Origin of the sequence: Pseudomonas abyssi (genome assembly GCF_003444685.1) — a bacterium.
Taxonomy (GTDB): Bacteria; Pseudomonadota; Gammaproteobacteria; order Pseudomonadales; family Pseudomonadaceae; genus Halopseudomonas; species Halopseudomonas abyssi.
Window position 1 is genome coordinate 959,743 of the sequence record NZ_LMAZ01000001.1, and the last position, 25,537, is coordinate 985,279.

The 25,537-nt window shown below is 62.6% G+C and carries 26 protein-coding genes; 15 read left to right on the forward strand and 11 right to left on the reverse strand.

Annotated elements, in window-relative coordinates; genetic code table 11:
* Window positions 1-15: 15 nt before the first annotated feature.
* From ASB58_RS04465 to ASB58_RS04475, 3 genes are all read right to left on the reverse strand, one after another.
* On the reverse strand, window positions 16-1,467 hold the full coding sequence (locus tag ASB58_RS04465; protein ID WP_118129487.1) for an esterase-like activity of phytase family protein: 1,452 nt from the start codon (window positions 1,465-1,467) through the stop codon (window positions 16-18).
* A gap of 301 nt (window positions 1,468-1,768) precedes the next feature.
* Window positions 1,769-2,608 (reverse strand): CvfB family protein, encoded by an 840-nt coding sequence (locus tag ASB58_RS04470; protein WP_096004584.1) that lies wholly within the window; start codon window positions 2,606-2,608, stop codon window positions 1,769-1,771.
* Window positions 2,609-2,649: 41 nt separating this feature from the next.
* Window positions 2,650-4,491: a monovalent cation:proton antiporter-2 (CPA2) family protein gene (locus ASB58_RS04475; protein ID WP_096004585.1), complete on the reverse strand. Its 1,842-nt coding sequence runs from the start codon at window positions 4,489-4,491 to the stop codon at window positions 2,650-2,652.
* Window positions 4,492-4,628: 137 nt separating this feature from the next.
* Here ASB58_RS04475 and ASB58_RS04480 point away from each other — a divergent pair, with 137 nt between their 5' ends.
* Complete coding sequence (locus ASB58_RS04480; RefSeq protein WP_118129488.1) at window positions 4,629-5,441, forward strand: methyltransferase domain-containing protein; 813 nt, start codon at window positions 4,629-4,631, stop codon at window positions 5,439-5,441.
* Between the two features lie 3 nt (window positions 5,442-5,444).
* Here ASB58_RS04480 and ASB58_RS04485 read toward each other — a convergent pair whose 3' ends face one another.
* From ASB58_RS04485 to ASB58_RS04495, 3 genes are all read right to left on the reverse strand, one after another.
* Window positions 5,445-5,933 (reverse strand): SprT family zinc-dependent metalloprotease, encoded by a 489-nt coding sequence (locus ASB58_RS04485; RefSeq protein WP_407920655.1) that lies wholly within the window; start codon window positions 5,931-5,933, stop codon window positions 5,445-5,447.
* On the reverse strand, window positions 5,933-6,400 hold the full coding sequence (locus tag ASB58_RS04490; RefSeq protein WP_118129490.1) for a flavodoxin family protein: 468 nt from the start codon (window positions 6,398-6,400) through the stop codon (window positions 5,933-5,935). Before ASB58_RS04490 ends, ASB58_RS04485 begins: the two co-directional genes overlap by 1 nt.
* Window positions 6,401-6,750: 350 nt before the next feature.
* Window positions 6,751-7,044, reverse strand: a complete 294-nt coding sequence (locus tag ASB58_RS04495) for a hypothetical protein (RefSeq protein WP_083728838.1) — start codon at window positions 7,042-7,044, stop codon at window positions 6,751-6,753.
* Between the two features lie 197 nt (window positions 7,045-7,241).
* On the opposite strand from ASB58_RS04495, the gene ASB58_RS04500 reads away from it, so the two are divergent.
* Entirely contained in the window at window positions 7,242-8,582 is a 1,341-nt protein-coding gene (locus ASB58_RS04500) for an MFS transporter (protein ID WP_118129491.1), read from the forward strand.
* The gene (ggpS, locus tag ASB58_RS04505; protein WP_118129492.1) at window positions 8,579-10,843 is read left to right on the forward strand and encodes a glucosylglycerol-phosphate synthase; all 2,265 of its coding nucleotides are present in this window, start codon (window positions 8,579-8,581) and stop codon (window positions 10,841-10,843) included. The genes ASB58_RS04500 and ggpS overlap by 4 nt, the downstream gene beginning before the upstream one ends.
* Window positions 10,844-10,909: 66 nt before the next feature.
* Here ggpS and ASB58_RS04510 read toward each other — a convergent pair whose 3' ends face one another.
* Window positions 10,910-12,772: a choice-of-anchor I family protein gene (locus ASB58_RS04510; protein ID WP_118129493.1), complete on the reverse strand. Its 1,863-nt coding sequence runs from the start codon at window positions 12,770-12,772 to the stop codon at window positions 10,910-10,912.
* 127 nt (window positions 12,773-12,899) lie between these two features.
* On the opposite strand from ASB58_RS04510, the gene ASB58_RS04515 reads away from it, so the two are divergent.
* The 7 genes from ASB58_RS04515 to ASB58_RS20420 all read left to right on the forward strand — a co-directional run bounded on the left by ASB58_RS04515 (window position 12,900) and on the right by ASB58_RS20420 (window position 17,373).
* Entirely contained in the window at window positions 12,900-13,511 is a 612-nt protein-coding gene (locus ASB58_RS04515; protein WP_096004592.1) for a DNA-J related domain-containing protein, read from the forward strand.
* A gap of 139 nt (window positions 13,512-13,650) precedes the next feature.
* Complete coding sequence (locus tag ASB58_RS04520) at window positions 13,651-14,250, forward strand: Yip1 family protein (RefSeq protein WP_096004593.1); 600 nt, start codon at window positions 13,651-13,653, stop codon at window positions 14,248-14,250.
* A gap of 138 nt (window positions 14,251-14,388) precedes the next feature.
* On the forward strand, window positions 14,389-15,213 hold the full coding sequence (gene ttcA / locus ASB58_RS04525) for a tRNA 2-thiocytidine(32) synthetase TtcA (protein WP_096004594.1): 825 nt from the start codon (window positions 14,389-14,391) through the stop codon (window positions 15,211-15,213).
* A 14-nt stretch (window positions 15,214-15,227) separates the two neighbouring features.
* A complete protein-coding gene (locus tag ASB58_RS04530) occupies window positions 15,228-15,899 on the forward strand; it encodes a DNA-3-methyladenine glycosylase I (RefSeq protein ID WP_118129494.1) in 672 nt (223 codons plus the stop codon).
* 113 nt (window positions 15,900-16,012) lie between these two features.
* Window positions 16,013-16,537 (forward strand): C40 family peptidase, encoded by a 525-nt coding sequence (locus ASB58_RS04535; RefSeq protein WP_118129495.1) that lies wholly within the window; start codon window positions 16,013-16,015, stop codon window positions 16,535-16,537.
* 20 nt (window positions 16,538-16,557) lie between these two features.
* A complete protein-coding gene (locus ASB58_RS04540) occupies window positions 16,558-17,139 on the forward strand; it encodes a GNAT family N-acetyltransferase (RefSeq protein ID WP_118129496.1) in 582 nt (193 codons plus the stop codon).
* 3 nt (window positions 17,140-17,142) lie between these two features.
* Window positions 17,143-17,373 (forward strand): cysteine-rich CWC family protein, encoded by a 231-nt coding sequence (locus tag ASB58_RS20420; protein ID WP_118129497.1) that lies wholly within the window; start codon window positions 17,143-17,145, stop codon window positions 17,371-17,373.
* Between the two features lies 1 nt (window position 17,374).
* On the opposite strand, the gene ASB58_RS04550 is transcribed toward ASB58_RS20420, so the two are convergent.
* Together ASB58_RS04550 and ASB58_RS04555 are read right to left on the reverse strand one after the other, a co-directional pair.
* Window positions 17,375-18,025 (reverse strand): class I SAM-dependent methyltransferase, encoded by a 651-nt coding sequence (locus ASB58_RS04550; protein ID WP_202974586.1) that lies wholly within the window; start codon window positions 18,023-18,025, stop codon window positions 17,375-17,377.
* Window positions 18,022-19,101 (reverse strand): patatin-like phospholipase family protein, encoded by a 1,080-nt coding sequence (locus ASB58_RS04555; RefSeq protein ID WP_118129499.1) that lies wholly within the window; start codon window positions 19,099-19,101, stop codon window positions 18,022-18,024. Before ASB58_RS04555 ends, ASB58_RS04550 begins: the two co-directional genes overlap by 4 nt.
* A gap of 128 nt (window positions 19,102-19,229) precedes the next feature.
* Here ASB58_RS04555 and ASB58_RS04560 point away from each other — a divergent pair, with 128 nt between their 5' ends.
* From ASB58_RS04560 to ASB58_RS04575, 4 genes are read left to right on the forward strand one after another with little or no spacing between them, the layout of a single operon-like run.
* On the forward strand, window positions 19,230-19,541 hold the full coding sequence (locus tag ASB58_RS04560) for a PepSY domain-containing protein (protein WP_096004601.1): 312 nt from the start codon (window positions 19,230-19,232) through the stop codon (window positions 19,539-19,541).
* Entirely contained in the window at window positions 19,507-19,845 is a 339-nt protein-coding gene (locus tag ASB58_RS04565; protein ID WP_096004602.1) for a PepSY domain-containing protein, read from the forward strand. Before ASB58_RS04560 ends, ASB58_RS04565 begins: the two co-directional genes overlap by 35 nt.
* A complete protein-coding gene (locus ASB58_RS04570) occupies window positions 19,845-20,516 on the forward strand; it encodes a response regulator transcription factor (protein ID WP_118129500.1) in 672 nt (223 codons plus the stop codon). Before ASB58_RS04565 ends, ASB58_RS04570 begins: the two co-directional genes overlap by 1 nt.
* Window positions 20,513-21,838, forward strand: coding sequence for a sensor histidine kinase (locus tag ASB58_RS04575; RefSeq protein WP_118129501.1), 1,326 nt, complete (start codon window positions 20,513-20,515; stop codon window positions 21,836-21,838). Before ASB58_RS04570 ends, ASB58_RS04575 begins: the two co-directional genes overlap by 4 nt.
* Before the next feature lie 7 nt (window positions 21,839-21,845).
* On the opposite strand, the gene ASB58_RS04580 is transcribed toward ASB58_RS04575, so the two are convergent.
* Entirely contained in the window at window positions 21,846-23,009 is a 1,164-nt protein-coding gene (locus ASB58_RS04580; protein WP_118129502.1) for an EAL domain-containing protein, read from the reverse strand.
* A gap of 392 nt (window positions 23,010-23,401) precedes the next feature.
* Between ASB58_RS04580 and ASB58_RS04585 the strand changes: the two genes are divergently transcribed.
* A complete protein-coding gene (locus tag ASB58_RS04585) occupies window positions 23,402-24,610 on the forward strand; it encodes an ammonium transporter (protein WP_118129503.1) in 1,209 nt (402 codons plus the stop codon).
* A gap of 132 nt (window positions 24,611-24,742) precedes the next feature.
* On the opposite strand, the gene fabI is transcribed toward ASB58_RS04585, so the two are convergent.
* Window positions 24,743-25,537 carry an enoyl-ACP reductase FabI gene (gene fabI / locus ASB58_RS04590; protein WP_096004607.1) on the reverse strand — a complete coding sequence of 265 codons (795 nt, stop codon included), beginning with the start codon at window positions 25,535-25,537 and terminating at the stop codon, window positions 24,743-24,745.

Below are 25,537 nucleotides of genomic sequence, written 5' to 3' on the forward strand. Positions count from 1 at the left end.
AGCAACGTCAGCCCATTAGTTCACCGACAGATCTACTTCACGGATGTACAGGCGACCAGCATCGATGGTGGCTTCGTCGAGCATCTTTTGCTCCAGCACGCCGCCGGTGGACCAGGTGGCGAAGTCATCGTCGTTCAGGACGCCCAGGTGGCTGTCGTCGATGCGCCACAGGCCTTCCATCTTGTCGTGCGGGTAGTTGGCTTCAACTACCATGTCCAGCGCCAGTGTCTTGTCTACCGGATAGATGCCGACTGCAGCCAGGGCCTCCCAGCCACCGTCGAGCACGACTTCTTCCAGCGTCTTGCCGTTGATGGTCAGACCCAGATCCGGGTCCTGCACCATGCCGGGCTGCAGGGCGACGGTTTCCAGGTTGGTGCCGGTGGACAGGTCGATGCGGTAGACCTGTTTCTGTGCGTTGGGCGACACACCGGCCGCGCCGTTCGGACCGCCATAGAGGAAGCTGCCGTCGCGCTCGAGCACCAGGAAATCGGTACTGCTCAGACCGACCATTTCCGAGTTGGAGTTGGCGGGTTTTTCCTGCTGGTACAGATACTGGCCGATCTCGTCGGTCTCGAGATTCACTGTCACGATGCGGGTAATGGTCTGCGCGCGGACGGCCTTGGTCGGCAGGTCCATGGTGGACTGCATCAAGCCGACCAGGGTGCTTTCGTCTGGGGTGATGGCCAGGCCTTCCATGCCGCGGTTGGCGCGGCGATAGGCGTACTCTGCCGGAAGGTTAATGCGGGTGCGTGTATCGGCTGTGAACGGATTGATACGGTCGATCTCGCGGCCTTCAGCATCAAAGTGCACCATGTGCGGACCGTATTCGTCGCTTGCCCAGAAGCTGCCGCCGCGCAGTGCGACCAGGCCTTCGCCATCCAGGCCGTAGTCGTCGAGCTTGAGCGGATTGGTTACCGCATCGTAGGGCAGGGTGGGGTCAACCACGACCGGTGTACCATCCGGGTTGTAGGGCGTCTCACCGGTGCCGCCCAGCGCCGAGGTATTGGGCAGGCCGGTGATCAGGGTGCCGTCCGGGCGTTTGAGCTCAATGGTGGCCAATTGCTCGACCCCGCCGCTGGCGGTGATACGAAAGTGCCCGATACGTGGCGTGTAATCGGCGACCGGGAATGACTTGCCGGAGCCGTAGGCGCCACCGACAAAGTCGGCGTTGGGGCCGCGGTCGGTCATGGCGTAAAACTCACCCAGGTTGCTCGGGTGCGCGGTCATGGCCGAGCCGTAGCCGCCATTGCGCACCTCGAACGGCGCCATGGTCTTGCCATCGATCAGGTCATCACGCAGTATCGCGAAGGGCAGTTCAACCCCTTCTTGCGGGAAGGCAGCCAGGCGTGCTGCCAGCTCCTGCTCGGGGGTGATTGCAGCGTCGTCATCATTGTCGCTGTCGGAGTTACAGGCGGTCAGCAGCGCACTGCCCAGCAGCAGCGCAGAAAGCACTTTCCAGTTGGTCATGTCATCGTCCTTGTCATCGGCAGGGGGCCGGCGGTTGCCGGCGAGGTAGACAGGGACAATAAAGACGACAGGTGACAGCGCCGCGAAGAATTGATGACGGTTTGTGTGAGGCTATTTCAGACCCTAGGGTCTGTTGCCGTTTCGTTCGCCCGCCTGTTGCAGCCTGTAAAGCCGCCAATCAAGGAGCGAGAAGCGTAGCGTGGTCATTCCACGTGAGCGACGAGCCCCGTAGCATGGAGAACCGCGCAGCGTTCTCCGCCCTACGGCAGAGCCGCAATGCGCAGGCCCGCCGGGCCGTTGCTTATTGGGCCAGTTCGATATGCTCCGAATGAATCCGAATAACGCCCTTTTTCATCAAACCGCCAATGGCTTTTTTGAAGTTGCTTTTGCTGACGCCAAAGGCGTCGCTGATGGCCTCGGGGCTGCTGCGATCACTCAGGGCCAGGTGGCCACCGCTGGCGCGCAGGCGGTCGAGAATCTGCTGCTGCAGTAGGTCAGCGGCCTGGGTGCCGACCGGCTGCAGGCTGAGGTTGATCTTGCCGTCGGGGCGGATTTCGCGAATGTAGCCCTGCTCCTTGCGGCCGAGCTTGATTGGCCGGAAGGCCTCGTTGCGGTGGATCAGGCCCCAATGCTCGCCATTGATGATGGCCTTGTAGCCCAGATCAGTACGCTCGACCAGCAGCAAGTTGACCGCATCGCCCACCTGGTAGCGCGCCGGGGTCTTGTCCAGATAGCGGTCCAGGCGGGTGGTCGCCAGCACCCGGCTGGTGTGCTTGTCCAGATACAGGTAGGCGACGCAATACTGGCCTTCCTCCAGCGGCTTTTTTAGCTCGGCGAAGGGCAGCAGCACATCCTTGGGCAGGCCCCAGTCGAGGAACAGACCGACCTGGCTGCGTGCTACGACCTTGAGATTGGCAAAGTCGCCGACCTGTGCGCGGGGCCGCGTAGTGGTGGCAATGATGCGGTCTTCGCTGTCGAAGTAGACAAACACCCGCAGGCGGTCGCCCACCTCGGTGCTCTGGTCCTTGGGCACATAACGGTTGGGCAGCAGAATCTCGCCATCTTCACCACCGTCCAGGTAGAGCCCGAAGCCGGTGTGCTTGGTGATTTCCAGATTATTGAAACGCCCGATGTCGGCCATGCTGCTGCTCCTGATTGCTATAGCGGCGTATTCTAGCAGCCTCAGGACTGCCGTTTGGCTTGTTCGATCATGTCAGCCACGCTGCGCGCCTCGATGCGGTCGGTGTCGAACAGGTTTTCCAGATCGGCACGGGCCTGACGGGCGGTCTGCATGACAGCGGTGGCGTCGTCGTACACCGCGTGCTGGGCCGCCAGGACCTGTTCGTCGTGGCGCCGGAAGCGCGCCAGACGCGAGTCCGCCTGCTCATCGCTGAGGCCCAGTCCGGTAAGAATCTGGCGGCTCATTTCCAGACTGGAGTGAAAGGTTTCACGCACCGGCAGTACGTTCAGGTCGATCAATTTGTGCACGTGCTGGCGATTGCGGGCACGGGCGATGATGGTGATCTGCGGATACAGTCGGCGCACGGTTTCGGCGGTGCGCAGGGTGATGTCCGGGTCACTGCTGGTGATGATGAAAAACTGTGCCTTGTCGACCTGAGCGGCCCGCAGGATCTCCGGGCGCAGGGGATCGCCGTAGTAGATCGGCATCTCGGCACTGATGCTGCGCGACATCTCGATGCTGTCGACCGAGGTGTCCAGTGCAACATAGGGCACGCGCTGGGCCCGGAGCACACGGGCGATGATTTGCCCCATGCGGCCCATGCCGGAGATGACCACACGCGGGCTGTCGGTATCGATCTGCTGATACTCCTCGGGCACCTTGCGCGGCGTGGCCTGCTCTTTGGGCAGCAGTGCTGCGAGCAGCAGAATCAGCAGCGGGGTGACGGCCATCGACAGGGTAATGGCCAGTACCAGCAGATTGTGCTGGGTGGCGCTCAGCAACTGGTGCCCGCTGGCCAGTTGAAAGACGACAAAGGCGAACTCGCCGCCGGCTGCCAGGACCATGCCCAGCCGCAGTGCGCTACGGCGATCAAGCCCGGCGGCCAGGCGCCCGGTCAGGTAGATCAGCGGCAGCTTGAGCACAATGATCAGCGTGGTCAGCAGCGCGACGGCCAGGCCGTTGGACTGCAGCAGCGATACGTCGGCCTGCATGCCGACGGTGATAAAGAACAGCCCCAGCAGCAGCCCTTTGAACGGCTCGATCTGCGACTCCAGCTCATGCCGGTATTCCGAGTCCGCCAGCAGTAAGCCGGCCAGAAAAGCGCCAAGGGCCATGGATACGCCGACCGACTCCATCAGCCAGGCCGTGCCGATCACTACCAGCAGGGCGGTGGCGGTGGAGACTTCCTGCAGGCCGGTGCGGGCGACGATGCGGAATACCGGGCGCAGCAGGTAGCGTCCGCCGACGATGATCACGGCGATGCTGCCCAGCACCTTGAGCGTCTGCAGCAACAGGTTGCCGTCGGCGCTGCTGCCGGGTTGGCTGCCGAGCAGCGGGATCAGTGCGATCAGCGGAATGGCGGCCATGTCCTGAAACAGCAGCACGGCAAAGGCCTGGCGGCCGTGGGGGCTGGTCAGCTCGCGGCGCTCTGCCAGCAACTGCAGGCCAAACGCGGTGGAGGACAAGGCAAGCCCCAGACCGAGCACTAGCGCGGTTGCCGGCGGCTGCTCAAACAGCAAGAGGGCGAGCAGACCGATGACGCTGGCGCACAGGCCGACTTGCAGCGCTCCGGTGCCGAACACCGCCCGGCGCATCACCCACAGCCGGCGCGGCGACAGCTCCAGGCCGATGATGAACAGCAGCAGGACCACGCCCAGTTCGGACACATGGCTGATGTCTTCGGGGTGCGGTACCAGATCCAGCGCCCAGGGCCCGATGATCACGCCGGCAGCCAGGTAGCCGATGACCGCGCCCAGGCGCAGGCGCTTGGCTACAGGCACAGCGATGACGGTGGCGAGCAATAGAACGACGATAAGCTGCAGGGCGCTGCCGGAGGGGTGCATGTGAAGGGGTACCTGAACAGAGGATAAACGACCTCTGCAGTTTAAGTGACGGCGCTGGCACTGTGGCGGAAAATCTGTCGCGTGGTTAGGCAAAACTGCTACTGTGCCGCGCAAAGAAGAGGATAGGGAGTACGGCGGTGGCAGGATGGCGGGGCTATCTGCAGCAACTCGGCTGGTGGCTGGCGCACCGCCTCGGGCGTGAGCCGGAGCGCGTGTTGGCGCGTGAGCATGATGCACTGGGCGAGCTGCGGGTAACGCAGGCAGGCGAGCTACGTTACCTCTACTTTGGCGAGGAGACTGAACAGAGCTGCGCGCTGATCGGCAACCCGGCCTGGCTGGAGTACGACTACACCCGCGCGATGCTGCTGGCGGGGTTCTGGCTGCCACAGATCGAGCGAGCGCTGGCGTTGGGGCTGGGCGCCGGCAGCCTGGTCAGTGCGGTGTTGCAGCACCTGCAACCGGCTCAGATGCGCGCGGTAGAACTCCGTCCTGCGGTGGTGGAGCTGGCTCGGCGCTGGTTTGCGCTGCCGCAGGTGCCCGAGCTGCAGGTGGTGGTAGCAAGCGCCGAGCAGTACATGGAATCGCTGACCGAGCCGGTCGACCTGCTGCTGCTTGATCTGTATCTGGAAGACGGTATTGCCGGCGCCCAACTGCACATGGACTTTTTGCAACAATGCCACGCGGCGCTGCGCCCGGGCGGGCTGATGGTGGTCAATCAATGGCAGCAGGGCAGCAGTGGCAAGCCCTACGCCGTCCACCGTCTGCGCGAACTGTTCGGTGAGCGCTACCTGCAGGTGGAGGTAGTGGAGGGCAATATCCTCCTGTTTATCCCGCAGGCGGGCGAGCTGGCGCTGGACCGTCAGGCCATGAATGTCTGGGCCGACCGGCTGACGGCGCAATTGGGCTACAGCCTGCGACCCTATATCGAGGGGCTGCGGCGAGCGGGGTAGCACCTAAACCTGCTGGCTCTTGCCGGTGAAGTGCAGCGCATCGCCACAGCGCCGACACAGGTAGCGGTTGCCCTTTTTCACCAGGGCGTGACGGCGTGCGGTAAAGGGCATGTGCTCGGCGCAGCCGCAGCGATACAGGTACTGGGTGCTGCGTCTGCGGGCGACCGCGTAGTTGTGGCAGCGGTCTGCGGGCAGGCCGAACAAGCCGGTCATCAGGGCCTGCCATTCACGGCCGTGCGGGCGGATGCGGTGTCCGTACAGTTGGTGGGCAATCAGGTGGGCGACTTCATGGGCTACCGTCTGCCGTAGAAAATGCTCGCTGTTGTCGCGATACATCTGGCCGTTGAAGCGCAGCAGATTGCGATCCAGATAGGCCACGCCGGCGCGTTGGCCGCGCAGGTCCAGGTGGATAGTGGGGCGCGCAAAGGTGCGACGAAAATACTGCTCGGCCTGCGCGTAGCAAGTCTCGGCACGGGCGATGATGCGTTCCATCAGAATACCGCGTTATCGAGTCCGGCAGCCATGTACAGGCCCAGCTCCTCGACCTGCTGTTCAAAGTCGTTTTGCCAATCACCGCGCAGAGTCAGTGGCGCCTGTACCCAGTTCCAGCGCAGGCCAGTGACAATCGACTCCACCGCGCGGCGGGTGCCGGTGCCGTCCATGCCGGCACGGATGTAAAGCGCACAGGGCAGTCCCTGCTTCTCTTCCAGTACCGGGTAGTAGCAGCGATCGAAGAAATCCTTAAGCGCACCACTCATGTAGCCCAGGTTTTCGGTGGTGCCCAGAATAATGGCGTCGGCCTGCAGCACGTCTTGCGGTTGGGCCTCCAGTGGCGGCACCCAGCGGGTCTCGACCTGTTCGATATCCGGATGGCGCGCGCCGCGCAGAGCTGCTTCGGCCAGCTTGCGGGTGTTGGGCGAGGGCGCGTGCGCGACGATCAGCAGTTGTTTGGGTGTCATACCTTAGGGTCCGTTGACGGTTCGTTCACCAGCCTGCCGGAGGCCATTTTTCGGCCAGGCAAGGCGGAAGGAGCGCAGTGTGGTCGCTCCACAGAAGCGACTGACAACGCAGCATGGCCGAAAAATGGCCCCGGCCCTGCGGGTGGGGCCGCCGAGGTTGTGCCTGTAAAGCTGCCACTCAGCGTCCCTCGTCGTTTATTTGGAATGACCACAAAAACGCCGGGAGCGTTTTTGTGCGCTAGCCCCGAAGGGGTGAAGCACAGGGGTGTGCTGAACAAACTACATTCCTCGCTCCTTGATTGGCGGCTTTACAGGCAGCAACGGGCAGGTGAACGAACCGTCAACAGACCCTAGCCCTGCCGGCTATTCCACAGCCGGGCAACCGCGCGTTCGCTGCCCAGCCAGGCGACCAGCAGGCCAAGTGCCCCGAGCAGCCCGAAGACGGCGACGGGCAGGATGAAAAACGGATCGCTGCCGGCCGGCAACAGCAGCCCGAGCGCACTGGCCAGGGCGATGAACAGCAGGCTCATGATGACCAGAATGGCGCGGCTCTTGGGTGCGTAATGGTACGGAGCGTCACCGGCTTCCAGCGGGTTGAGCAAGGGCGCGCAGAGGCGGCGGGCGTGGTCTTTGATGGTAGCCATGGCGGGGCGAGATTCCTGTCAGCGATTGTTGGCCAGTGTAGCGTCATGTGCCCTGTGTTTTGAAGGTACAGACAATCCGGACTGGCCAGCACGGCCCGGATTGCGGTAGGGTGTTTACAGCTGAATATAAATAGTACGCATAAATTTACACCCCCAAATCCTGCCTGGACCCGACGCCACCAAGGAGATTCGGTTCCATGCTTCGACTTGTAGTGCCCATCGCGGCCCTGCTGTGCGGCATCGCTCTGTTGCTGCTGGGTACCGGCCTGCTCAATACGCTGCTCGCCCTGCGCGGTAGTGCCGAAGGTTTCAGCGACCAGACCCTCGGTCTGCTGGGTTCCGCCTACTTTGCCGGTTTTATTCTCGGTACCTGGTTGTGTCCGCGGCTTATTCGCCGCATGGGGCATGTCCGTGCCTTTACCTTTCTGGCTGCTGCCGAGGCGGCCTGTGTGCTGATCCACCTGTTGTGGATGCTGCCCGGTGTCTGGTTGCTACTGCGGGTGATGACCGGTGTTGCGCTGGTCGGCATCTACACCGTGATCGAAAGCTGGCTCAACACCCAGGCGCCGCCCGAGCGACGCGGACAGGTGTTTGCCTGCTATATGGCGATCAACCTGGGCTCGCTGGCGCTGGCCCAGCAACTGCTGAACTGGGATAGCCCGCTCAACTTCACGCTGTTTGTGATTGCCGCGATGTTGGTGGTACTGGCCGTCATGCCGGTATCGGCCACTCGCCTGTCGCAACCGGTCATTACCGATACCCCCGCCTTGTCGCTGCGCCGTCTCTGGGAGGCCGCGCCTGTCGCCTGCGCCGGGGCCTTGCTGTCGGGGCTCGGCATGGGCGGCTTCTGGGGGCTGGGCGCGGTATACGCCACGCGCATGGGCATGGACACGGCGCAGATCGCCGGATTCGTCTCGCTGGTGATTGTTGCCGGAGCGCTGGCCCAGTGGCCGATGGGGCGGTTGTCGGACAGCATCGACCGCCGCCGGGCGCTGGTCATCATCGCCGGCAGCGCGGCGCTGGGTGGGCTGCTGATGGCGGCGCTCGGGCCGTTCGGGTTGTGGCTGCTGGTGGGGGCGGTGGTGTTCGGCGCCGGTTCGTTTTCGGTATACCCCGCCGTGGTGGCGCATCTGATCGATCATTTACACCAGGAAGATATTCTCTCCGGCAACGCCGCCCTGTTGATGCTGCACGGGGTGGGCGCGGCGATCGGTCCTGCGCTGGCAGGTGTGCTGATGAGCGTGACGCCGGTGGCCTTGCCGCTGTTCTTCACCCTGATGTTCGCGCTCTGTGCGCTCTATGCCGGCTGGCAGCTGCGTGCCGGTCGTGACCGAATTGTCGATGGTGCGGCGCATCAGGTGCCGATGGTACGCACGTCAACCGCCGTGCTGGAGATGATGCTGGAGGACGCCGGTGGTGACGACGCCGCTGCTACCGCCGATGCGATGTCTGAGCAGGCAGCGCCCAAGCAGGCTGCGCCCGACACCGACACCGATACCGATTCCGATTCCGATGTAACAGGGAGACCTCAACCATGATGTTGGCAACCGATCTGGATGGAACCTTTCTTGCGGGCGACCCGGATAACCGGCAGCGCCTCTACCAGCTGATCAGCGCGCACCCGGGCATCACCCTGGTGTTTGTTACCGGTCGTGGCCTGGAAGTGGTGGTGCCACTGCTGTCTGACCCGGCGATACCCCAGCCCGACTACATCATCTGTGATGTGGGGGCGACGGTAGTCGACGGCAAGACCCTGCAACCGGTCTACCCGGTGCAGAGCGAGATTGAGGCGCGCTGGCCGGGCGAGCAGCTGGTGCTGCAGACGGTGGCGGCGTTTCCCGGACTCGAACGCCAGCAGGTACCGCAGCAGCGCCGCTGTTCCTGGTTCTGTGAGCCGGACGCGGTCACCGACGAACTGCGCGCTGCCGTCGAGGCGCTGGACTGCGACCTGCTATTCTCGGCCGGCATGTACCTGGATTGCCTGCCCCGGGGCGTCAACAAGGGCAGTACCCTGCAGCGTCTGGTCGAACATCTGGATGAGTCGCTGGACGATGTTCTGGTGGCGGGCGACACCCTGAATGACCTGTCGATGTACGAGCAGGGCTTCAAGGGCGTGTGCGTCGGTGAGTCGGAACTGGCGCTGCTGGAGGCCACCAGTGACCGCGCCAAGGTACTGCACGCCCGTCTAAGTGGCTGCGGCGGGATTCTTGAAGCGGTCTCGCATTTCGGCTTTCTCGGCCCGCTGGGCGTGGATTCGGAGCTGCGCGACCTGCAGATCAAGGGCAAGGCGGATCTGGTCATGGTGTATCACCGCCTGCCTTACGAGGAGGTAAAGCAGGACGGCAAGGTAATACGCCGTCCACCGTCGTCGCCCAACGGTATTCTGCCGACCCTGCTGAGTTTTTTTGCCGGCGATCAGCAGGGCTCCTGGGTGGCCTGGTCGATTCATGATCCGCGTCGGCGTGAAGGCTTTGAGGTACACACCAAGGTGGATGCCGAGCGCTACCCCAACCTGGTTGCGGCCAGGGTCGCTTTGACCAAGGATGACGTGGATGTGTTCTACAAGCGCTTCTCCAAAGAGGCGTTCTGGCCGACCCTGCATACCTTCTGGGAGCGCGCCGTGTTCCGTGAGGAGGACTGGGCGGTGTTTCTCAAGGTCAACCGTCTGTTTGCCGAGCGTACTGCCGCCGAGGCGGCGCAGGGCGCGGTGGTCTGGCTGCACGACTATAACCTGTGGATGGTGCCGGCCTTCCTGCGCCCACTGCGCCCGGACCTGAATATCGCCTTTTTCCACCATACCTACTTCCCCTCTGCCGACGTGTTCAACGTGCTGCCGTGGCGCCGCGAGATCATCGGCAGCCTCTTGCAGTGCGATTACATCGGTTTTCACATTCCTCGCCAGGCGGAGAACTTTGTCGATGTGGTGCGCGGGGTCGCGCCGCTGGAGGTACTGGAAGAAACCGGCTGCGCGCCGCGCTATCTGACCTACGGCTGCGCGGTGGGGCTGGACCGCATGGCCACGCGCATCAACGTGCACGGCCGCGAGATCGGCCTGGGCGCGCACCCGGTCGGGCTGGATGTCGACCGTGTGCAACAGGTGCTCGACAGCGATGTGTGTCAGGAGCAGATCAGCATGCTGCGCAAGGAGCTGGAGGGCATCCGCGTGGTGCTGTCGGTGGAGCGGCTGGATTACACCAAGGGTACCTACGCCAAGCTGCTGGCGTTTGAGGCATTGCTGGAGGCCCATCCGGAGCTGATCGGCAAGGTCAGCCTGATCACCATCTGCGTGCCTGCGGCGCGCGAGATGACCATTTATGCCGAGTTGCTGGGGCAGATCGAGCAGGCGGTGGGGCGTATCAACGGACGGTTCTCACGGGTGGGCTGGACGCCGGTGCAGTTCTTCTATCGCGCCGTGCCCTTTGACCAGTTGGTGGCCTATTACTTGATGGCGGATGTGATGTGGATTACCCCGCTGCGTGACGGGCTGAACCTGGTGGCCAAAGAATACGTGGCAACCCAGGGGCTGTGCGGTGGCGCCGGGGTGCTGGTGCTGTCCGAGTTTGCCGGGGCGGCGGCCGAGCTGCACGGCGCACTGCTGACCAACCCGCACGATCCGCATGATCTGCGCGATGGCCTTTATATCGGGCTGACGCTGGGCAAGGCAGAGCGCGAAGCGCGGTTGCGGGAGTTGTTCGGGATAGTGCAGCACAACGATATTCGTCGCTGGGGCGATGAGTTTTTGCAGGCGGTACGTGGAGTGCACCGTGAGGCGCTGGAGCATAGCGACGAGGTGGCCTAGCCGGAAATGAACAGGGCCGGCTAGATGGCCGGCCCTGTGGGCTAACAACGTGTCAGCACAGCTGTGTTACGGCAGTACCTGATTGATCTGGTACACCGTGGTGGTGCCGCTGACTTCGTGACCGACGATCAGCAGAGCTTCACCGTTCGGTGAGTCCTCGGCAGAGACAAACACCAGACCTTCCGGCCCCAGGTCACCGGCATCGGCCAGCACGGATTCGGTATCTTCCGTGGTCCAGTCGGCGCGGGTGTTCAGGTAGTCCACCATCTCAGGCGCGGTCGGGTCGGTAATATCCCAGACCATCACACCGCCCATGCGCTCCAGACCGATAAAGGCAAAGGTCTTCTCGCCCAGCTGGCCCAGGGTGACGCCTTCGGGCTCCGGGCCCTTGTTGTCACTGCGGTTGTCGAATACGTCACCTTCATCGTGGGTCGAGTTGAAGTAGTCGGCGCAGGGAATATTGCGGTTGGCGCCCAGCATGCACTCGGCGCTGGCGATGTACTGCTCGAAGGCATCACCCGAATCCCATACCAGCGTACCATCGGCATCGCGGATGGAGAAGGAGCGAGCGCCGTAGGCGTACAGGTTGTCGTACATCAGACGGTCCCCCGCGACGTTTTCATTGCCGGCGGCATCGAACATCACCGGGTTGCCGGCATCGTCTTTGCGATAGCCATCGGTCCAGGCAATGGTCAGGCGGCCCAGGGTTTCGTCTTCGCGGCAGTCGCCCGGATCAGCGGCGGTGGCGCCGCAGTAGCTGAAGGTCGTCGGGTTGAGCAGGGCGCCTGCTGCCAGTTCACGCAGCTGCGGCGGCAGGTCGTCGCCGGCGCGGCGGTCAAAGCCGCCGGTGTGGAGCAGGTGTTTGGCGCGAAACTCCTCAACAAAGCCCTTGCTGGCATCGCCGGCCCAGTAGGCGTCGTCGTCCTCGCCCCAGGCGCGGGCGTCACCCTCGTTGGCGGCGACCAGGTAGGTGCTGCCACCTGCGTTATAGGCGGCGATGGCATCAGGCTGGTACATGCCCAGCACTCCAGGCCAGGTGGTGATGTTGATTTCGCCGTCTTCGTCACTGGCATCAATGCCGTTGCCAGCCACGCCGTGGTCCTTGTAGCCCAGCGGCAGAATGTCGGTGACGGTGGCGCTGGCAATGTCGATCTTGGCCAGGGCGTTGTTCTCTTGCAGGGCAACCCAGGCGGTGCTGCTGTCGTCGGAGATGGCGATGTATTCCGGCTCCAGGTCCTGCTCGACGCTGGCACCGGGGCCAAAGATGCGCACGCCAGTGGCGACCAGCTCGTCGCGACGGGCGTTGAAGCTGCTGAAGGTGGCGGTTCTGACCTCGACGATGTCGTCGTCGGTCAGGCTGAGAATGCTGATGGAGCCGACCGGGTCGACGCTGTAGTCGTTGCTCGGCTCGCCCTCGTTGGCGGTCAGCAGGTATTTGCCATCAGGGCTGAAAGCCAGCATGTCGGGCTGGGCGCCAACCTGTTCGGAGCCGAGCAGCTCCAGAGTGGTGGCGTCATACAGGGCAACGTAGCCGTTGTCGGTCTTGGGCGAGGCTTCGATGGCCACGGCCAGGTAGCCGCCCTTGTAGGCGATGCTGTTGACCACGGCGTCGGCGGCAATGCCGGTGGCGGTCAGGGTCTCGATCAGGGTCGGGTTGGCCGGGTCACTGGCATCCAGTACGTCGACAGCGCCTTTCTGCGCGTTGACGATGAAGATGCGCTTGTTGACCGGATCAAAGGCCGGAATCTCGGCGGCGCTTTCGGCGAAGATGCCGGCACTGTAGCGACCCAGGAAGCTCAGATTGATGCTGTCAGGGGTGACTACCGCTGGCGGTTCGACCACGGCGTCGTCATTGTCACTGTCGCTGTTGCAGCCGGCCAACGCGGCCAGCATGGCGCTGGTCGTCGCGGCGAGTACCCATCTGTTCATGTGTTCTGTCCTTGCTGAGGTCTTGGAAGGTGACAGTGATACGCACTTGGCGTGACAGGGGGTTGTCGCTTTGATGGCAAAGTGATGACGGTTTGGGCTGGGTGACGGGCACTGATACACTCCAGCGATGACCGAGGTATACCCGCAAGACCTAGTGCCGGATGACTTCAGTGCGCAGCTGCGCGCGATGCTGCAGGCCCACCCCCAAGGCGTGAGTGAACATCAGTTACTGCAGTTGCTGGCCCGGCAGTTGCCCAACTCATTGTTTGCCGAGCCCGGTGCACTGCGCGATCCCCTGCAGCTGTTTCGTCTGCACTTTCTGTTGTTCAACCGCCTATATGATCTGGCCGACCAGCTGGCCGATGATCAGCTGGCGCTGGATATTCATGTGCTGAAGATCGTGCTGGTGCCCCGAGCATCGGGCGACGCAGCGCTGCAGCCTGAAGACCCGCTGCGGCGGTATTATCTGGACTGGAATCAGTGGCGCCAGACCAACGCGGACGACGTTCAGCGACTGCTTGATGGTTTCTGGCGCGGACGCGGCGCGCTGTCGGATGGCGAGGTGGCAGAGGCGCTGGAGGTGATGGGCTTTGATGCCGAGCCCGCGCCGGCTGCATTGAAGCAGCGTTATCGCACGTTGCTCAGCCGCCACCATCCTGACCGCGGCGGCTGCACTGCGCGAGCGCAGGAGATCAATCGCGCCATGCTAATTCTGCAACGCTATTACGGCAAAAACTGAAGTTGCCAATCTCTCTAAGCAGGGTCTGATCTGCCGAGCGCTTTTTGACTATAGTCAATGCAGGGCGCTGCCACGGCGCGCTCGGTTCTCCGATCGGAGGTGTCCGGCCGGGGCTCAATAATAATGAGGAGGTCAGACCATGATCCATCACGTAGTGGGGCTGTTTACCCATCCTGACGAGGAGTGGAAGGAAATCAGAGGTGAGGAGGAGAGCATCGGCCACATGTACCTTACGCATGTGTTGCTGCTGGCAGCTATTCCCGCCGTGTCCGCCTATATAGGCACCACCCAGATCGGCTGGACCATCGGCACGCCGGAAGCGGTCAAACTGACCCAGGCCAGTGCGCTGCAGATGACGGTGCTGTCCTACCTCGCCATGCTGGCGGGTGTAGCGGTCATGGGAGCCTTCATCCACTGGATGGCGCGCACCTACGATGCCAGCCCAACCTTTAATGATTGCGTGATCTTTGCTGCCTACACCGCAACACCGCTGTTCATCGCCGGGGTGGCGGCACTCTACCCAAGTCTGTGGCTAGGTATGCTGGTGGGCACCGCAGCGATCTGTTACACGGTCTATCTGCTCTACCAGGGCATTCCCATCTTTATGGATATTCCCAGTGACGAGGGCTTCCTGTTCTCCAGTTCGGTGCTCGCGGTTGGACTGGTAGTGCTGGTAGCGATGATGGCGACCTCGGTCATCTTCTGGGGCTTTGGCGTAGGGCCTGTGTACCTGCGTTAGTCAAGCCTATTGCGCTATCTTCTCCAGGCCTGCCTGAGCCGGCATCAGCCCCCGTCAGTCGCACTGACGGGGGCTGATGTTTTTATGCTCAGCGCTTTCCAGTAAAATGCCGGCTTTTGCCAGACCGGTGCCCTGTCCATGAGTCGTCTCAGTGTCAACCAGAACAAGTTGCAGAAACGTTTGCGTCGTCTGACCGCCGAGGCGGTGACCGACTACAAGATGATCGAGGATGGCGACAAGGTGATGGTCTGCCTGTCAGGCGGCAAGGACAGCTACACCATGCTCGACATGCTGCTGTACCTGCAAAAGGTGGCGCCGATCAGCTTCGAGATTGTCGCGGTCAACATGGACCAGAAGCAGCCGGGCTTCCCGGAAGAGGTGCTGCCAGCCTACCTTGAGAGTGTGGGTGTGGCCTATCACATCCTTGAGCGTGATACCTATTCGATCGTCAAGGAGAAGATTCCCGAGGGCAAGACCACCTGCTCGCTGTGTTCGCGACTGCGCCGGGGCAATCTCTACACCTTCGCCGATGAAATTGGCGCGACCAAGATGGCGCTCGGGCACCACCGCGACGACATTATCGAAACCTTCTTCCTCAACATGTTCTACGGCGGCAACCTCAAGGCCATGCCGCCCAAGCTGCTGTCTGATGACGGCCGCAATGTGGTGATTCGTCCGCTGTCCTATTGCAATGAGGCGGATATCGAGGCCTATGCCGAGCTGCAGGGTTTCCCGATCATTCCGTGCAATCTGTGCGGCTCGCAGGAAAACCTGCAGCGCAAGGTGGTCAAGGATATGTTGCAGGGCTGGGAGCGTGCGACGCCCGGTCGGCTGGAAAACATTTTCCGCGCCCTCAGGCATGTGCAGCCGTCGCAGCTGGCTGACACGGCGTTGTATGATTTTGCCAGCCTGCGTATCGATGAGCAGGCTGCGTCCCGTGTGCTCAACGTCATGAACCTCTGAGGCGGGAGCTGTCGATGCAGGACTACCGCTGGCTGCATGAGTACTGCCTGAATCGCTTTGGCTCGGCGCAGGCGCTGGAAGCGCTTTTGCCCCAGCCGCGAACCGCAGATGAGCTGCGTACCATTGCTGATGATCGCTATCTGTCGACCATCGCTTTGCGGGTATTTCGTGCGGGGCTCAGACATAGTCTGGTGGATGCCAAATGGCCGGCCTTTGAAGAGGCCTTCTTTGGGTTTACCCCGGAGAAAGTCGTGCTGATGAGCGCCGAGCACATCGAGCGGCTGATGCAGAACACCCGCCTGATTCGCCATCTTGGCAAGTTGCGCAGCGTGCCGCGCAATGCCCAGCTGGTGCTGGATATCCGCGCCGAGTACGGCAGTATGGGCAACCTGATCGCTGACTGGCCGGAGGACGATATCGTCGGGCTCTGGCGTTTGCTGGCCAAGCGCGGCGCGCAGCTGGGCGGTCAATCGGCACCGCGCCTGTTGCGCATGCTGGGCAAGGACACCTGGGCTCCCAGTGAGGATGTGGTGGCCGCGCTGAAGGCACAGGGCATCATCGACAAGATGCCGACCAGCCAGCGTGACCAGGCCGCCGCCCAGACGGCTTTCAATCAGTGGCGCGCGGACAGCGGACGGCCGTTATGTCAGCTCTCTGCGATGCTGGCGTTTACCGTGAACCATTGATCAGAAAAAGGCAGCTGATCTGTGGCTTGGCGCGGCAAGTTAAAGTAAATTCTTGACCTTGGGCGCTTGAGCGTCCATTTTTTAATTAAACCCCTCGGGCTGGAGGTCGCCGGATGCGGCACAGTGCGCTGTTGATCCTGTTTCTGACCGCTGTTTTGGCAGGCTGCTCCAGTGCGCCCAAAAGCCCTCCCGTTGCGGTGTCTGCACCGGCGCGCACCTTGCCCTCGGTGACCCCCTCCGACTCCTCTCAGATTCTTGGCAATGACGTGGTCTTTCAGGCTTTCAGTCTGGTGGGCACCCCGTATCGCTGGGGCGGCACCTCGCCCGAGACCGGTTTTGACTGCAGTGGCTTGATTCAGTACGTCTACCGCGAAGCGGCCGGCATGAGCCTGCCGCGCACCACCTCCGATCTGTATAACCTCAACGTGGCTCGCCCCGCCGAGAGCGCGCTGGCGCCCGGAGACCTGGTGCTCTTTGCCATGAACGGCGGACGCGTCAACCACGCTGGCATCTATATTGGTGAGGGGCGCTTTCTGCATGCGCCCAGTACGGGCGGCGTGGTGCGCGTCGACGAGCTGGAGTCGTCGTTCTGGCAGCGTACCTTCAAGGGCGCACGCCGGGTGATCGGTAGCCACTGACCCGCTGCCTGGAGTCAAACATGTTTATCCAACCTGGGCCCCTGCTGGGCCAGCACGTATTGCTGGAGCCGCTGGCGCTGGAGCATACCGCTGCGCTGCAACGCGCCGTTGCCGATGGAGAAAGCTGGAAGCTCTGGTACGCCAGCGTGCCGACGCCTGACGCCATGCCTGAGTACGTTCAGCGCGCATTGCACGGTATGGAACAGGGCAACCTTGCCTACGCGGTGCGCAGTCTTGCCAGTGGGGAGATCGTTGGCTGCACGCGCTACTACGACGTAGATACCGCCAATCGCCGCGCCTTGATCGGCTATACCTGGTATGCCGATGCCGCTCGGCGAACGCCGATCAACAGCGAGAGCAAGCTGCTGCTGTTGCAGCATTTGTTTGAGGCGGCCGGTGCCATCGCGGTCGAATTTCGCACGCATTTCTTCAATCAGGCATCGCGGACGGCTATCGAGCGTTTAGGCGCCAAGCAGGACGGTGTGCTGCGCAGCCACCAGATTCTGCCCGATGGCTCGATTCGCGACACTGTGGTGTATTCCATCGTCGCCAGCGAGTGGCCGGCGGTGAAGAACAACCTGCTGAGCCGTCTGGCAGGCTGACAAGTGCAACTGGCGCCTGCGGGTAGTGATGCGGCCCGTTGTCCTTTCTGCGCGGGCGCCAATGCCTGCGCTGCCGAGTCGGGGAGCTGCTGGTGCTTTAACCTGTCCGTTCCTGAGGCTCTGCTGGCGCTGGTGCCGACAGAGCAGCGTCATCGCGCCTGTATCTGCCAACACTGTGTGCGCGCCTTTACCAGTGACCCTAACGGCTTTGCAGGGCGCTACCGCCTGCGCTGAATCAGCGCTTGCGCAGTAACACGACATCCGCCCCCACTATCTCCAGCTCGGCCTGCCAGTGTTGCGCCAGCCAGTGAAAGCTGTGTTCGCTGAAAAAGCTGATATGGGTCGGGTCGCTCTTGTAGTGCCAGGTGCTGAAGGCCTCCGGGCTAGTTACCCGCTTGGTCATCAGCCCGAGCCAGCCGTCAGTCTTGAGGCAACGCCAGAGTTGCTCCAGCACCGCAAGCGGCGCAGCCAGATGCTCCACTACCTCGGTTGCGGTGATGAAGTCCCATTGCTGTTCAAGCGCGGCCGGGTTGGGGTGGTAGTAGAGGTCGTGCAGGGTCACCTGATGCCCGTGCTCACGCAGCATCAACGCGAGGGCCGGGCCGGGGCCACAGCCAAAGTCGAGACCGCAGCTGGCTGGCGGCAGGCGCTGCAGCAGTGGCTCAGCCAGACGTGAGAGAAAACGCCGATAGCCCGGGTCATCGGGGTGGTTCTCGTGGCGGTCGTACTCGGCCTTTTCCTGCGCGGCGGTCAGGTGCCATTGCGCCGGTACGTGCACCATCAGGCACTGTTCGCACTGCCAGTAGCCGCGCTTGCGGTCACTGAGCATCCAGTGGGAGGGCGAGCTGCAGAGCGGGCAGGGCAGGGCCTGGTGCTGCGCAGTCACAGTGGCTTGATACGGTCTATCAGTTGTCCGGAGTCGGCCAGCTCCAGGAATTCGTCGCCCATGCGCTGGCTTTCGCTCATTGCCTTGCGCCAGTACTTCTCGCGGCCATCGTTGTCGTACACGTAGCGATTGAAGTCCTTGCGATCCGGTAGCTTGCGATGCGGCAGGCGCTCCAGGTACTCGGGCGAGGGCGCCAGCAGCAGCACGTCGCGCAGTTGCTGGGCGTTGTGCTTACGCCACGGCATGCTCTTGTCGAACCAGCCGGGAATCACGCGATCGATGAAGTGCGGATAGAGAATGACCCCGGGCGCGGTGTAGGGCAGGTCGAGGTGATAGTCGAGCAGGCCGCCATCGCGGTACACACCGGGTTCGGCGCCAGGTATGTCGCGGACCGCCTCCATCACCATCGGAATGGAGCCGGAGGCGAGCAGCGCCGAGCGCAGGTTTTCGGCTGTCAGTTCGACATGGGCGCTGGTGAAATCGCGCAGCTCTTCCAGCGCGGGCAGTTGACGCGGGTCATGCAGGATCACGCGTTCAAAGAAGCGGCCGAGGTGCCGACGGCCCAGCAGATTGGCGCCAATGACGCCGCCCAGGCCGAGCGCCAGGCGCGTGCGCGAATCGTCGCGCAGCAGGCCGCGGCTCTTCACTACGACGATGTTCAGACGGTAGTGCGGATTGCTGAGAATGGCATCAAACTGCCCCTGCAGCAGCTCGTCGATCATCTGGCCGCAGGCAGCGCTGATGGTCTGAATGGTCACGCCCTTGGGGAAGCGCATGGCGGTGTACAATTCGCCGAGTTGACGCAGCGTGTGCACAGGGTCTGGCATGCAGGCGCTGGCAAAACGCCAACTGCCGATGGAGGCGCCGATCAGGCTGCGGGGTTGCGGCGCGCGCGGCAGCCATTCGCCGAACAGCGCCAGGTCCAGTCCCTGAATGCCCAGTGCCTTGGGGCCACCGGCGGCGCCGGGAATCATATGTACATCGGCCGGCTGCAGGCCGTTCTCGCGGATGTGCTGAAGGGCGCGCTGCCCTGCGCGGAGCGTCAACGCCGGTGTTTTAACCTGTATCGCTGTCATGCTGAGCGGGTTCCCTGTGGCTGCGCGCCCGATTTTAAGGTTGGTTTCAGCTGGTGGCTATAGTCTGTACTTGTCAGAAGGCGGTACCGAACGGTTCGGCATCGCTCCACATAAAAGAGGAAACGACTATGTACAAGCAACTTGTTTCGCTGTCTTGCGCCGCCATCCTGGGGCTGGGTAGTGCTGCCGTGCTGGCAGACGACGATGTACGCATGGATGAGGTCCCCGGTCTGGTTGAGCAGGGTACCATTCAGTCCCTGGAAAGCCTGAACGAAAAGGCGCTCTCGGTGCAACCTGGCACCATCACCGATACCGATCTGGACAAGCATTATGGCCGCTATGTCTACGAAGTTGAAATTCGCGATGCCCAAGGGCAGGAGTGGGACCTCGACCTGGATGCGAGCAATGGCGACGTTCTGGAACACCGCCGCGACGATTGATCCGCGGCGCATCAGCCGCCCGCTGGTATGGGCGCTGGTGCTGATTCCACTGAGTGTCAGCGCGCGCGACCTGAGTCAGGACGAGGCGCTGACGCTGACCGAGCAGGGGCACATTGTGCCCCTGCAGGTGCTTGTGGATGACGCCCTGGAGCGATTCCCGGGCCGCCTGCTGGAAGCCGAGCTGGAACTTGATGACGGCATCTACATCTATGAGATCGAGGTGGTGACCCACTCGCGGCGGGTCATGGAACTGGAATACGACGCTACCACTGGCGATCTGCTGGACGTAGAAGAGGACGATTGATGCGGCTGTTACTGGTTGAGGATAACGTGGCGCTGGCCGACAGCCTGCTGGCCGTACTCAAGCGTGCGGGCTACGCAGTGGATTGGCGTGCTGATGGACGCGATGCGCTGCTGCTTGGTGAGCAGGAACCCTACGACCTGGCCATTCTTGACCTCGGCTTGCCGGGCATGGATGGCCTGGACATCCTGCGCACTTGGCGTGCTGCCGGCAGCTCGCTGCCGGTGCTGATCCTCACGGCTCGCAGCCGCTGGACCGAGCGCGTTGAAGGGTTGCAGGCCGGTGCCGATGATTACCTGACCAAGCCATTTCACAATGAGGAGTTGCTCCTGCGCGTGCAGGCACTGCTGCGTCGTGCCCATGGCCGCGAGCCGCAAACCCTGCTCAGCGCTGCCGGCCTGCAGCTGGATGAAGCGCAGCAGCAGGTGGTGCGCGACGGGCAGGCGCCGGTCAGCCTGTCGGCGAGCGAGTTCAAGCTGCTGCGCTACTTTATGCTCAACCCGGGCAAGGTGCTATCCAAGACCCGGTTGGCAGAGCACCTCTACGATTATGAAGACGAGCGCGACTCCAACGTCATTGAGGTGCTGATCAACCACCTGCGCCGTAAACTGGGCCGTGAGGCGATTGAAACGCGCCGTGGTCAGGGTTATGTGCTGGTGGGGGCGGATGCGTGATATCCATCAGCCGCCGTTTGACGCTGAGTCTGGTACCGCTGCTGCTGGTCAGCGTGTTGCTGATTGTGCAGGGCGGTGTCTGGTTGTATGACCAGGCGCAGCGCGACTACCTGACCCAACTGCTGCAACGTGAAGCCGACAGTATGCTGGCTGCGCTGACCCGGGGCAGCGACGGTCTGTTTCTGGACATGGATAAGGTTGACCCTGACTATCGACGCCCCTACTCGGGGCGTTATTTCGTTGTGCAGGGAGCCGAAAAATGGCGCTCGCGCTCGCTCTGGGATCACCGTTTACCGCTGCCGGGCGACGGCCTGCAGGCTGAATTGCTGCCCGGGCCGGATGGTCAGGAGCTGCTGGTCTGGTCCGGTGAGTACCTTAAGGGCGGCGAGCGTCTGACCATCAGTGTGGCCATCGACTATCAGCCGTTGCTGGGTGAGTTTCGCCAGGCCAGCTGGTGGCTTACCGGACTCGGGGTGCTGGTGGTGCTGCTAGCTGCGGCGTTGCAGCACTGGTTTCTGCGCCGTTCGCTAGGGCCGCTGCGCAGGGTGCAGGGCGAGTTGGCAGAGTGGCGCAGTGGGGAGCGTCTGCAGTTGAGCGAGCAGGTGCCGGAGGAGCTGGCGCCGCTGGTGGCTGAAATCAATCATCTGGGCCAGCAGATAGAGTCCGTGCTGGAGCGCGCGCGCAATAGCGCGGGTGATCTCGGGCATGCCTTGAAGACCCCGCTGGCGGTCATCGAGAGCCGTCTGGAGAGCTTGTCCGGGCAGCTGCCGCATACCGATTGGCAGGAGCTGCAGGAGCAGGTGCAGAGCATCCGTACCCAACTGGAGCGCACACTGCAGCGTGCGCGTCTGGCACCGGATCAGGCGCGTGGGCAACGCTTTGCGCCGAGCACCGACCTCACCGCTTTGGTGCAGACGCTGCAGAGCCTGTATCCAAATGGCCCGCAGATTCAGCTGCAGGGGGAGTTGTCCATCAGTTGGCCCTTTGACCGGGAGGATCTGCTGGAACTGCTGGGTAATCTGCTGGATAACGCCTGCAAATGGGCGCGCGCCGAGGTACGTGTTGCTTGGCAACTGCGTGCCGACCAGCTGGATCTGGAGGTGGCAGACGACGGTCCCGGGATCGCGAAGGCAGAGCGTGAGCAAGTACTTGGGCGGGGCGCGCGCCTTGACCAGCAGGCCCCCGGGCATGGGCTGGGCCTGGCGATCGTACGGGATATGGTAGCCACCTATCAGGGCACGCTGGCGCTGGAGCAGGCCCCGGAAGGCGGGCTGCTGGTGCGTATCAGCCTGCCACTGCAGCGCCGCCGGGGCAGCGCCTGAGCAAGCGTCAGAGTGCGGAGGCGTCGATATCGACCAGCAGCAGGTGGCGGCTATCGTCGATGAACAGTCCGGACGTCATGCAGTACTGGTTAGTGGTAGCGTCGCGGTAGCGGTTGGACAGGATCACGCGGCTGTCTTCGCCGGCCTCGGCCAGAATCTGATAGAAATACGGCCGCCAAGACCAGTTGTGGTCCAGGTAGCGAGGGTCGGTCTGCCAGGTGCCGTCGCGCCAGTCAAAGTTGGGGGAGATCTGCGTGCCCTCGGCATCACACAAAAAGCAGCGCAGCAGCCACGGATAGTTGCGCGGGTCGGGCAGCCGCGTCGCTTGAGCGCCCTGTTGCAGCCATTGACGCAGTTCGGCAAACAGCTCTGCCAGCGAGCGGCGCAGGTGGGCCAGCTTTTCGCGCTCGGCCAGCTTGGCGTGCACGTAGTGATCGCGCATCCGCGAGAACTGCTGCTGCACGGCTTCGCCAGGCAGAAAGTTCTCGGCCGGCTGGCCAAACAGGTAGCCCTGCACGTAGCGGGCGCCGCACTCCAGCGCAAAGTGCAGTTCCTGCTCGGTCTCCACGCCTTCGGCGATGATCCAGCACCCGCTTTTTTCCGCCATCAATGCCAGTGCGCGCACAAAGTCGCCGCTGTTACCGTTGCCGGCGGCCGCCTGACGGAACAACTGGATATCCAGCTTGAGGATGTCCGGCTCCAGCGCCAGCACCCGGTCAAGCATGGAGTAGCCGGCACCGAAGTCGTCAATGGCGATGCGAATGCCAGCGGCGCGGTAGCGCTGCACGACTTCGCGCAGCTGCTCGATGCTGCCCTGCAGCTCGGTGATCTCAAACACCACCTGATCGCTGGCAATGCCCATTTCTTCAAGCAGTTGCAGGCTGGGCAGCGGCTTGCCCGGTTGCAACTGGCTGATCCAGGCGGGCGAGATGTTCAGACTGAGAAACCCCTCGGGCGTATCGCGGAAGCGCTCCAGCGCCTGTCGGCGGATGGCGCGGTCCAGCTCCAGCAGGTCTTCCTGCGGCGTGGCCGGGTCGGTGAACAGCGGGCCGGCGCTGCGAACATGTCCTTCATCGTCGCGCAGGCGCGCCAGGGCCTCGTAGCCGGCAATGCGGCCAGTGGCGGTGTCGATCAAGGGCTGGAAGTAGGGCAGTGGCTGGCCTGTAAACACATCATTCTCCGGGGTCGGGACGTCGGGCGCTGACAGTATGCAAGATTATAGCCAAGCGGCTGGATGCTGCCGTGCCCAAGGACTTTGGGTCCGAGTGGCTGTCATCAAAGCGTCATTGTGCGCTTGCAGTGCACGATTCTGCGCTTTTGGTATGACGATTGCACTAATCAGGGGAGGTGCAAGCTTGATTGCGCGCCAACATGGTGCCTTGCTGTTATGGGAAACAGCCAAGATTGCATCTAACGCTATGAAAAATAAATACAAATTAAACAAACCCTGAAAACCCGGCCGCAGCGACTTATTTTGCTGTCCGGGAGATATTGCACCAAATGTATGCAGCGTAAAGCGCTGTGCACGCATGGGGTGCGCATTGTTTGCAAGAGGCTGCTTGAATGGAAAACCTGCACAGCGCTGTTGAAACCCTGGTTCACGGTGCAAACACCCTGTTTATTCTGATGGGCGCGATCATGGTTCTGGCCATGCACGCCGGCTTTGCCTTTCTTGAGGTGGGTACGGTGCGGCAGAAGAACCAGGTCAACGCGCTGTCAAAGATCATCAGCGACTTTGCCATCTCCTGCCTGGCGTATTTCTTCATTGGTTACTGGATCGCCTACGGCGCAACCTTTTTCACCGACGCGGCCACGTTGTCGCAGAACAACGGCTATGCCCTGGTCAAATTCTTCTTCCTGATGACCTTTGCCGCAGCGATTCCGGCCATCATCTCCGGCGGCATCGCCGAGCGCGCCAAGTTTGCTCCGCAGCTGTGTGCATCGCTGCTGATTGTCGGCGTGGTCTATCCGTTCTTCGAAGGCATCGTCTGGAATGGCAACTACGGCTTCCAGGGCTGGCTTGAAGCGACCTTTGGTGCCGGTTTCCATGACTTTGCCGGCTCAGTCGTTGTGCACGCGGTAGGGGGCTGGATTGCCCTGGGCGCTGTGCTGCTGCTGGGCGCGCGTAACGGCCGCTATCGCGGTGGCCACGTGGTTGCGATGCCGCCCTCCAATATTCCGTTTCTGGCGCTGGGTGCGTGGATTCTGACCATCGGCTGGTTTGGCTTCAACGTGATGTCGGCGCAGACGCTGGAGGGTATCAGCGGTCTGGTGGCGGTGAATTCGCTGATGGCGATGGTCGGCGGCACCCTGGTGGCGCTGCTGGTTGGCCGCGCTGACCCGGGCTTTATTCATAACGGTCCGCTGGCGGGGCTGGTGGCGGTGTGCGCAGGCTCGGACCTGATGCATCCGCTGGGCGCGCTGGCCACCGGCGCGGTCGCCGGCGGACTGTTCGTCTGGACCTTCATCCTGACCCAGAATCGCTTCAAGATCGATGACGTGCTGGGTGTCTGGCCGCTGCATGGTCTGTGCGGTGTGTGGGGTGGTCTGGCGGCCGGTATCTTTGGCACCGAAGCGCTGGGCGGTCTGGGCGGCGTCAGCTTTGTATCGCAGCTGATTGGCTCGCTGGCTGGTGTGGTGGTTGCCTTTATTGGCGGTCTGCTGGTCTACGGCGTGATCAAGTCGGTGGCCGGCCTGCGCCTGAGCGAAGAAGAGGAATATCAGGGCGCCGACCTGTCGATCCACAAGATCGGGGCGACCTCGGAAGATTGAATGCGCGATACCGTTGTAGGGCGGGCAAAGCGAAGCGTGTCCGCCATTGGCGCCACGCGGTATCGGCGGCATAAAGCATAAAAAAACCGGGCTGAGTCGCCCGGTTTTTTTATGCCCGAAAACAGCCGCGGCTTAGTCTTCCAGGCCACCCATGGCGGTGATGTTGAAGCCACCGTCAACGTAGGTGATTTCACCGGACATGCCGGAGGCCAGGTCGGAGCAGAGGAAGGCGCCGACGTTGCCGACCTCTTCGATGGTGACGTTGCGACGCAGCGGGGTTTGTGCGGCGTTGTGGGCCAGCATCTTGCGGAAGCTCTTGATGCCGGAGGCTGCCAGGGTGCGGATCGGGCCTGCAGAGATCGCGTTGACGCGGGTGCCTTCCGGGCCAAGGCTGGTGGCGAGGTAGCGAACACCGGCTTCCAGGCTGGCCTTGGCCATGCCCATCACGTTGTAGTTTGGCATGGTGCGCTCGGCGCCCAGGTAGGACAGGGTCAGCAGGCTGCCGTTGCGGCCTTTCATCATTTCACGACCGGCCTTGGCCAGTGCGACGAAGCTGTAGGCGCTGATATCGTGGGCGATACGGAAGCCTTCGCGGGTGGTGACTTCGGCAAAGTTGCCGTCCAGCTGGTCGCCCGGGGCGAAACCAACGGAATGCACGATGCAGTCCAGACCGTCCCACTTCTTGGCCAGCTCGACGAACACCTGCTCGATTTCGGCGTCATCGGCGACATCGCACGGGAAGCACAGCTCAGGACCGGAGCCCCAGCCGGCAGCGAATTCTTCAACCCGGCCTTTCAGCTTTTCGTTCTGATAGGTGAAGGCCAGTTCGGCGCCCTCGCGGTGCATGGCCGCGGCAATGCCGGAGGCAATGGACAGTTTGCTGGCTACGCCAACGATGAGTACGCGCTTTCCGCTGAGAAATCCCAT

Coding starts and splice junctions, on each gene's coding strand:
- ASB58_RS04510 (WP_118129493.1), bottom strand. CDS start 12,772: ATGAACAGATGGGTACTCGCCGCGACGACCAGCGCCATGCTGGCCGCG.
- ASB58_RS04475 (WP_096004585.1), bottom strand. CDS start 4,491: ATGCACCCCTCCGGCAGCGCCCTGCAGCTTATCGTCGTTCTATTGCTC.
- fabI (WP_096004607.1), bottom strand. CDS start 25,537: ATGGGATTTCTCAGCGGAAAGCGCGTACTCATCGTTGGCGTAGCCAGC.
- ASB58_RS04465 (WP_118129487.1), bottom strand. CDS start 1,467: ATGACCAACTGGAAAGTGCTTTCTGCGCTGCTGCTGGGCAGTGCGCTG.
- ASB58_RS04570 (WP_118129500.1), top strand. CDS start 19,845: ATGCGGCTGTTACTGGTTGAGGATAACGTGGCGCTGGCCGACAGCCTG.
- ASB58_RS04490 (WP_118129490.1), bottom strand. CDS start 6,400: ATGACACCCAAACAACTGCTGATCGTCGCGCACGCGCCCTCGCCCAAC.
- ASB58_RS04470 (WP_096004584.1), bottom strand. CDS start 2,608: ATGGCCGACATCGGGCGTTTCAATAATCTGGAAATCACCAAGCACACC.
- ASB58_RS04515 (WP_096004592.1), top strand. CDS start 12,900: ATGACCGAGGTATACCCGCAAGACCTAGTGCCGGATGACTTCAGTGCG.
- ASB58_RS04565 (WP_096004602.1), top strand. CDS start 19,507: ATGGCGACGTTCTGGAACACCGCCGCGACGATTGATCCGCGGCGCATC.
- ttcA (WP_096004594.1), top strand. CDS start 14,389: ATGAGTCGTCTCAGTGTCAACCAGAACAAGTTGCAGAAACGTTTGCGT.
- ASB58_RS04540 (WP_118129496.1), top strand. CDS start 16,558: ATGTTTATCCAACCTGGGCCCCTGCTGGGCCAGCACGTATTGCTGGAG.
- ASB58_RS04530 (WP_118129494.1), top strand. CDS start 15,228: ATGCAGGACTACCGCTGGCTGCATGAGTACTGCCTGAATCGCTTTGGC.
- ASB58_RS04555 (WP_118129499.1), bottom strand. CDS start 19,101: ATGACAGCGATACAGGTTAAAACACCGGCGTTGACGCTCCGCGCAGGG.
- ASB58_RS04520 (WP_096004593.1), top strand. CDS start 13,651: ATGATCCATCACGTAGTGGGGCTGTTTACCCATCCTGACGAGGAGTGG.
- ggpS (WP_118129492.1), top strand. CDS start 8,579: ATGATGTTGGCAACCGATCTGGATGGAACCTTTCTTGCGGGCGACCCG.
- ASB58_RS04535 (WP_118129495.1), top strand. CDS start 16,013: ATGCGGCACAGTGCGCTGTTGATCCTGTTTCTGACCGCTGTTTTGGCA.
- ASB58_RS04560 (WP_096004601.1), top strand. CDS start 19,230: ATGTACAAGCAACTTGTTTCGCTGTCTTGCGCCGCCATCCTGGGGCTG.
- ASB58_RS04485 (WP_407920655.1), bottom strand. CDS start 5,933: ATGGAACGCATCATCGCCCGTGCCGAGACTTGCTACGCGCAGGCCGAG.
- ASB58_RS04495 (WP_083728838.1), bottom strand. CDS start 7,044: ATGGCTACCATCAAAGACCACGCCCGCCGCCTCTGCGCGCCCTTGCTC.
- ASB58_RS04500 (WP_118129491.1), top strand. CDS start 7,242: ATGCTTCGACTTGTAGTGCCCATCGCGGCCCTGCTGTGCGGCATCGCT.
- ASB58_RS04585 (WP_118129503.1), top strand. CDS start 23,402: ATGGAAAACCTGCACAGCGCTGTTGAAACCCTGGTTCACGGTGCAAAC.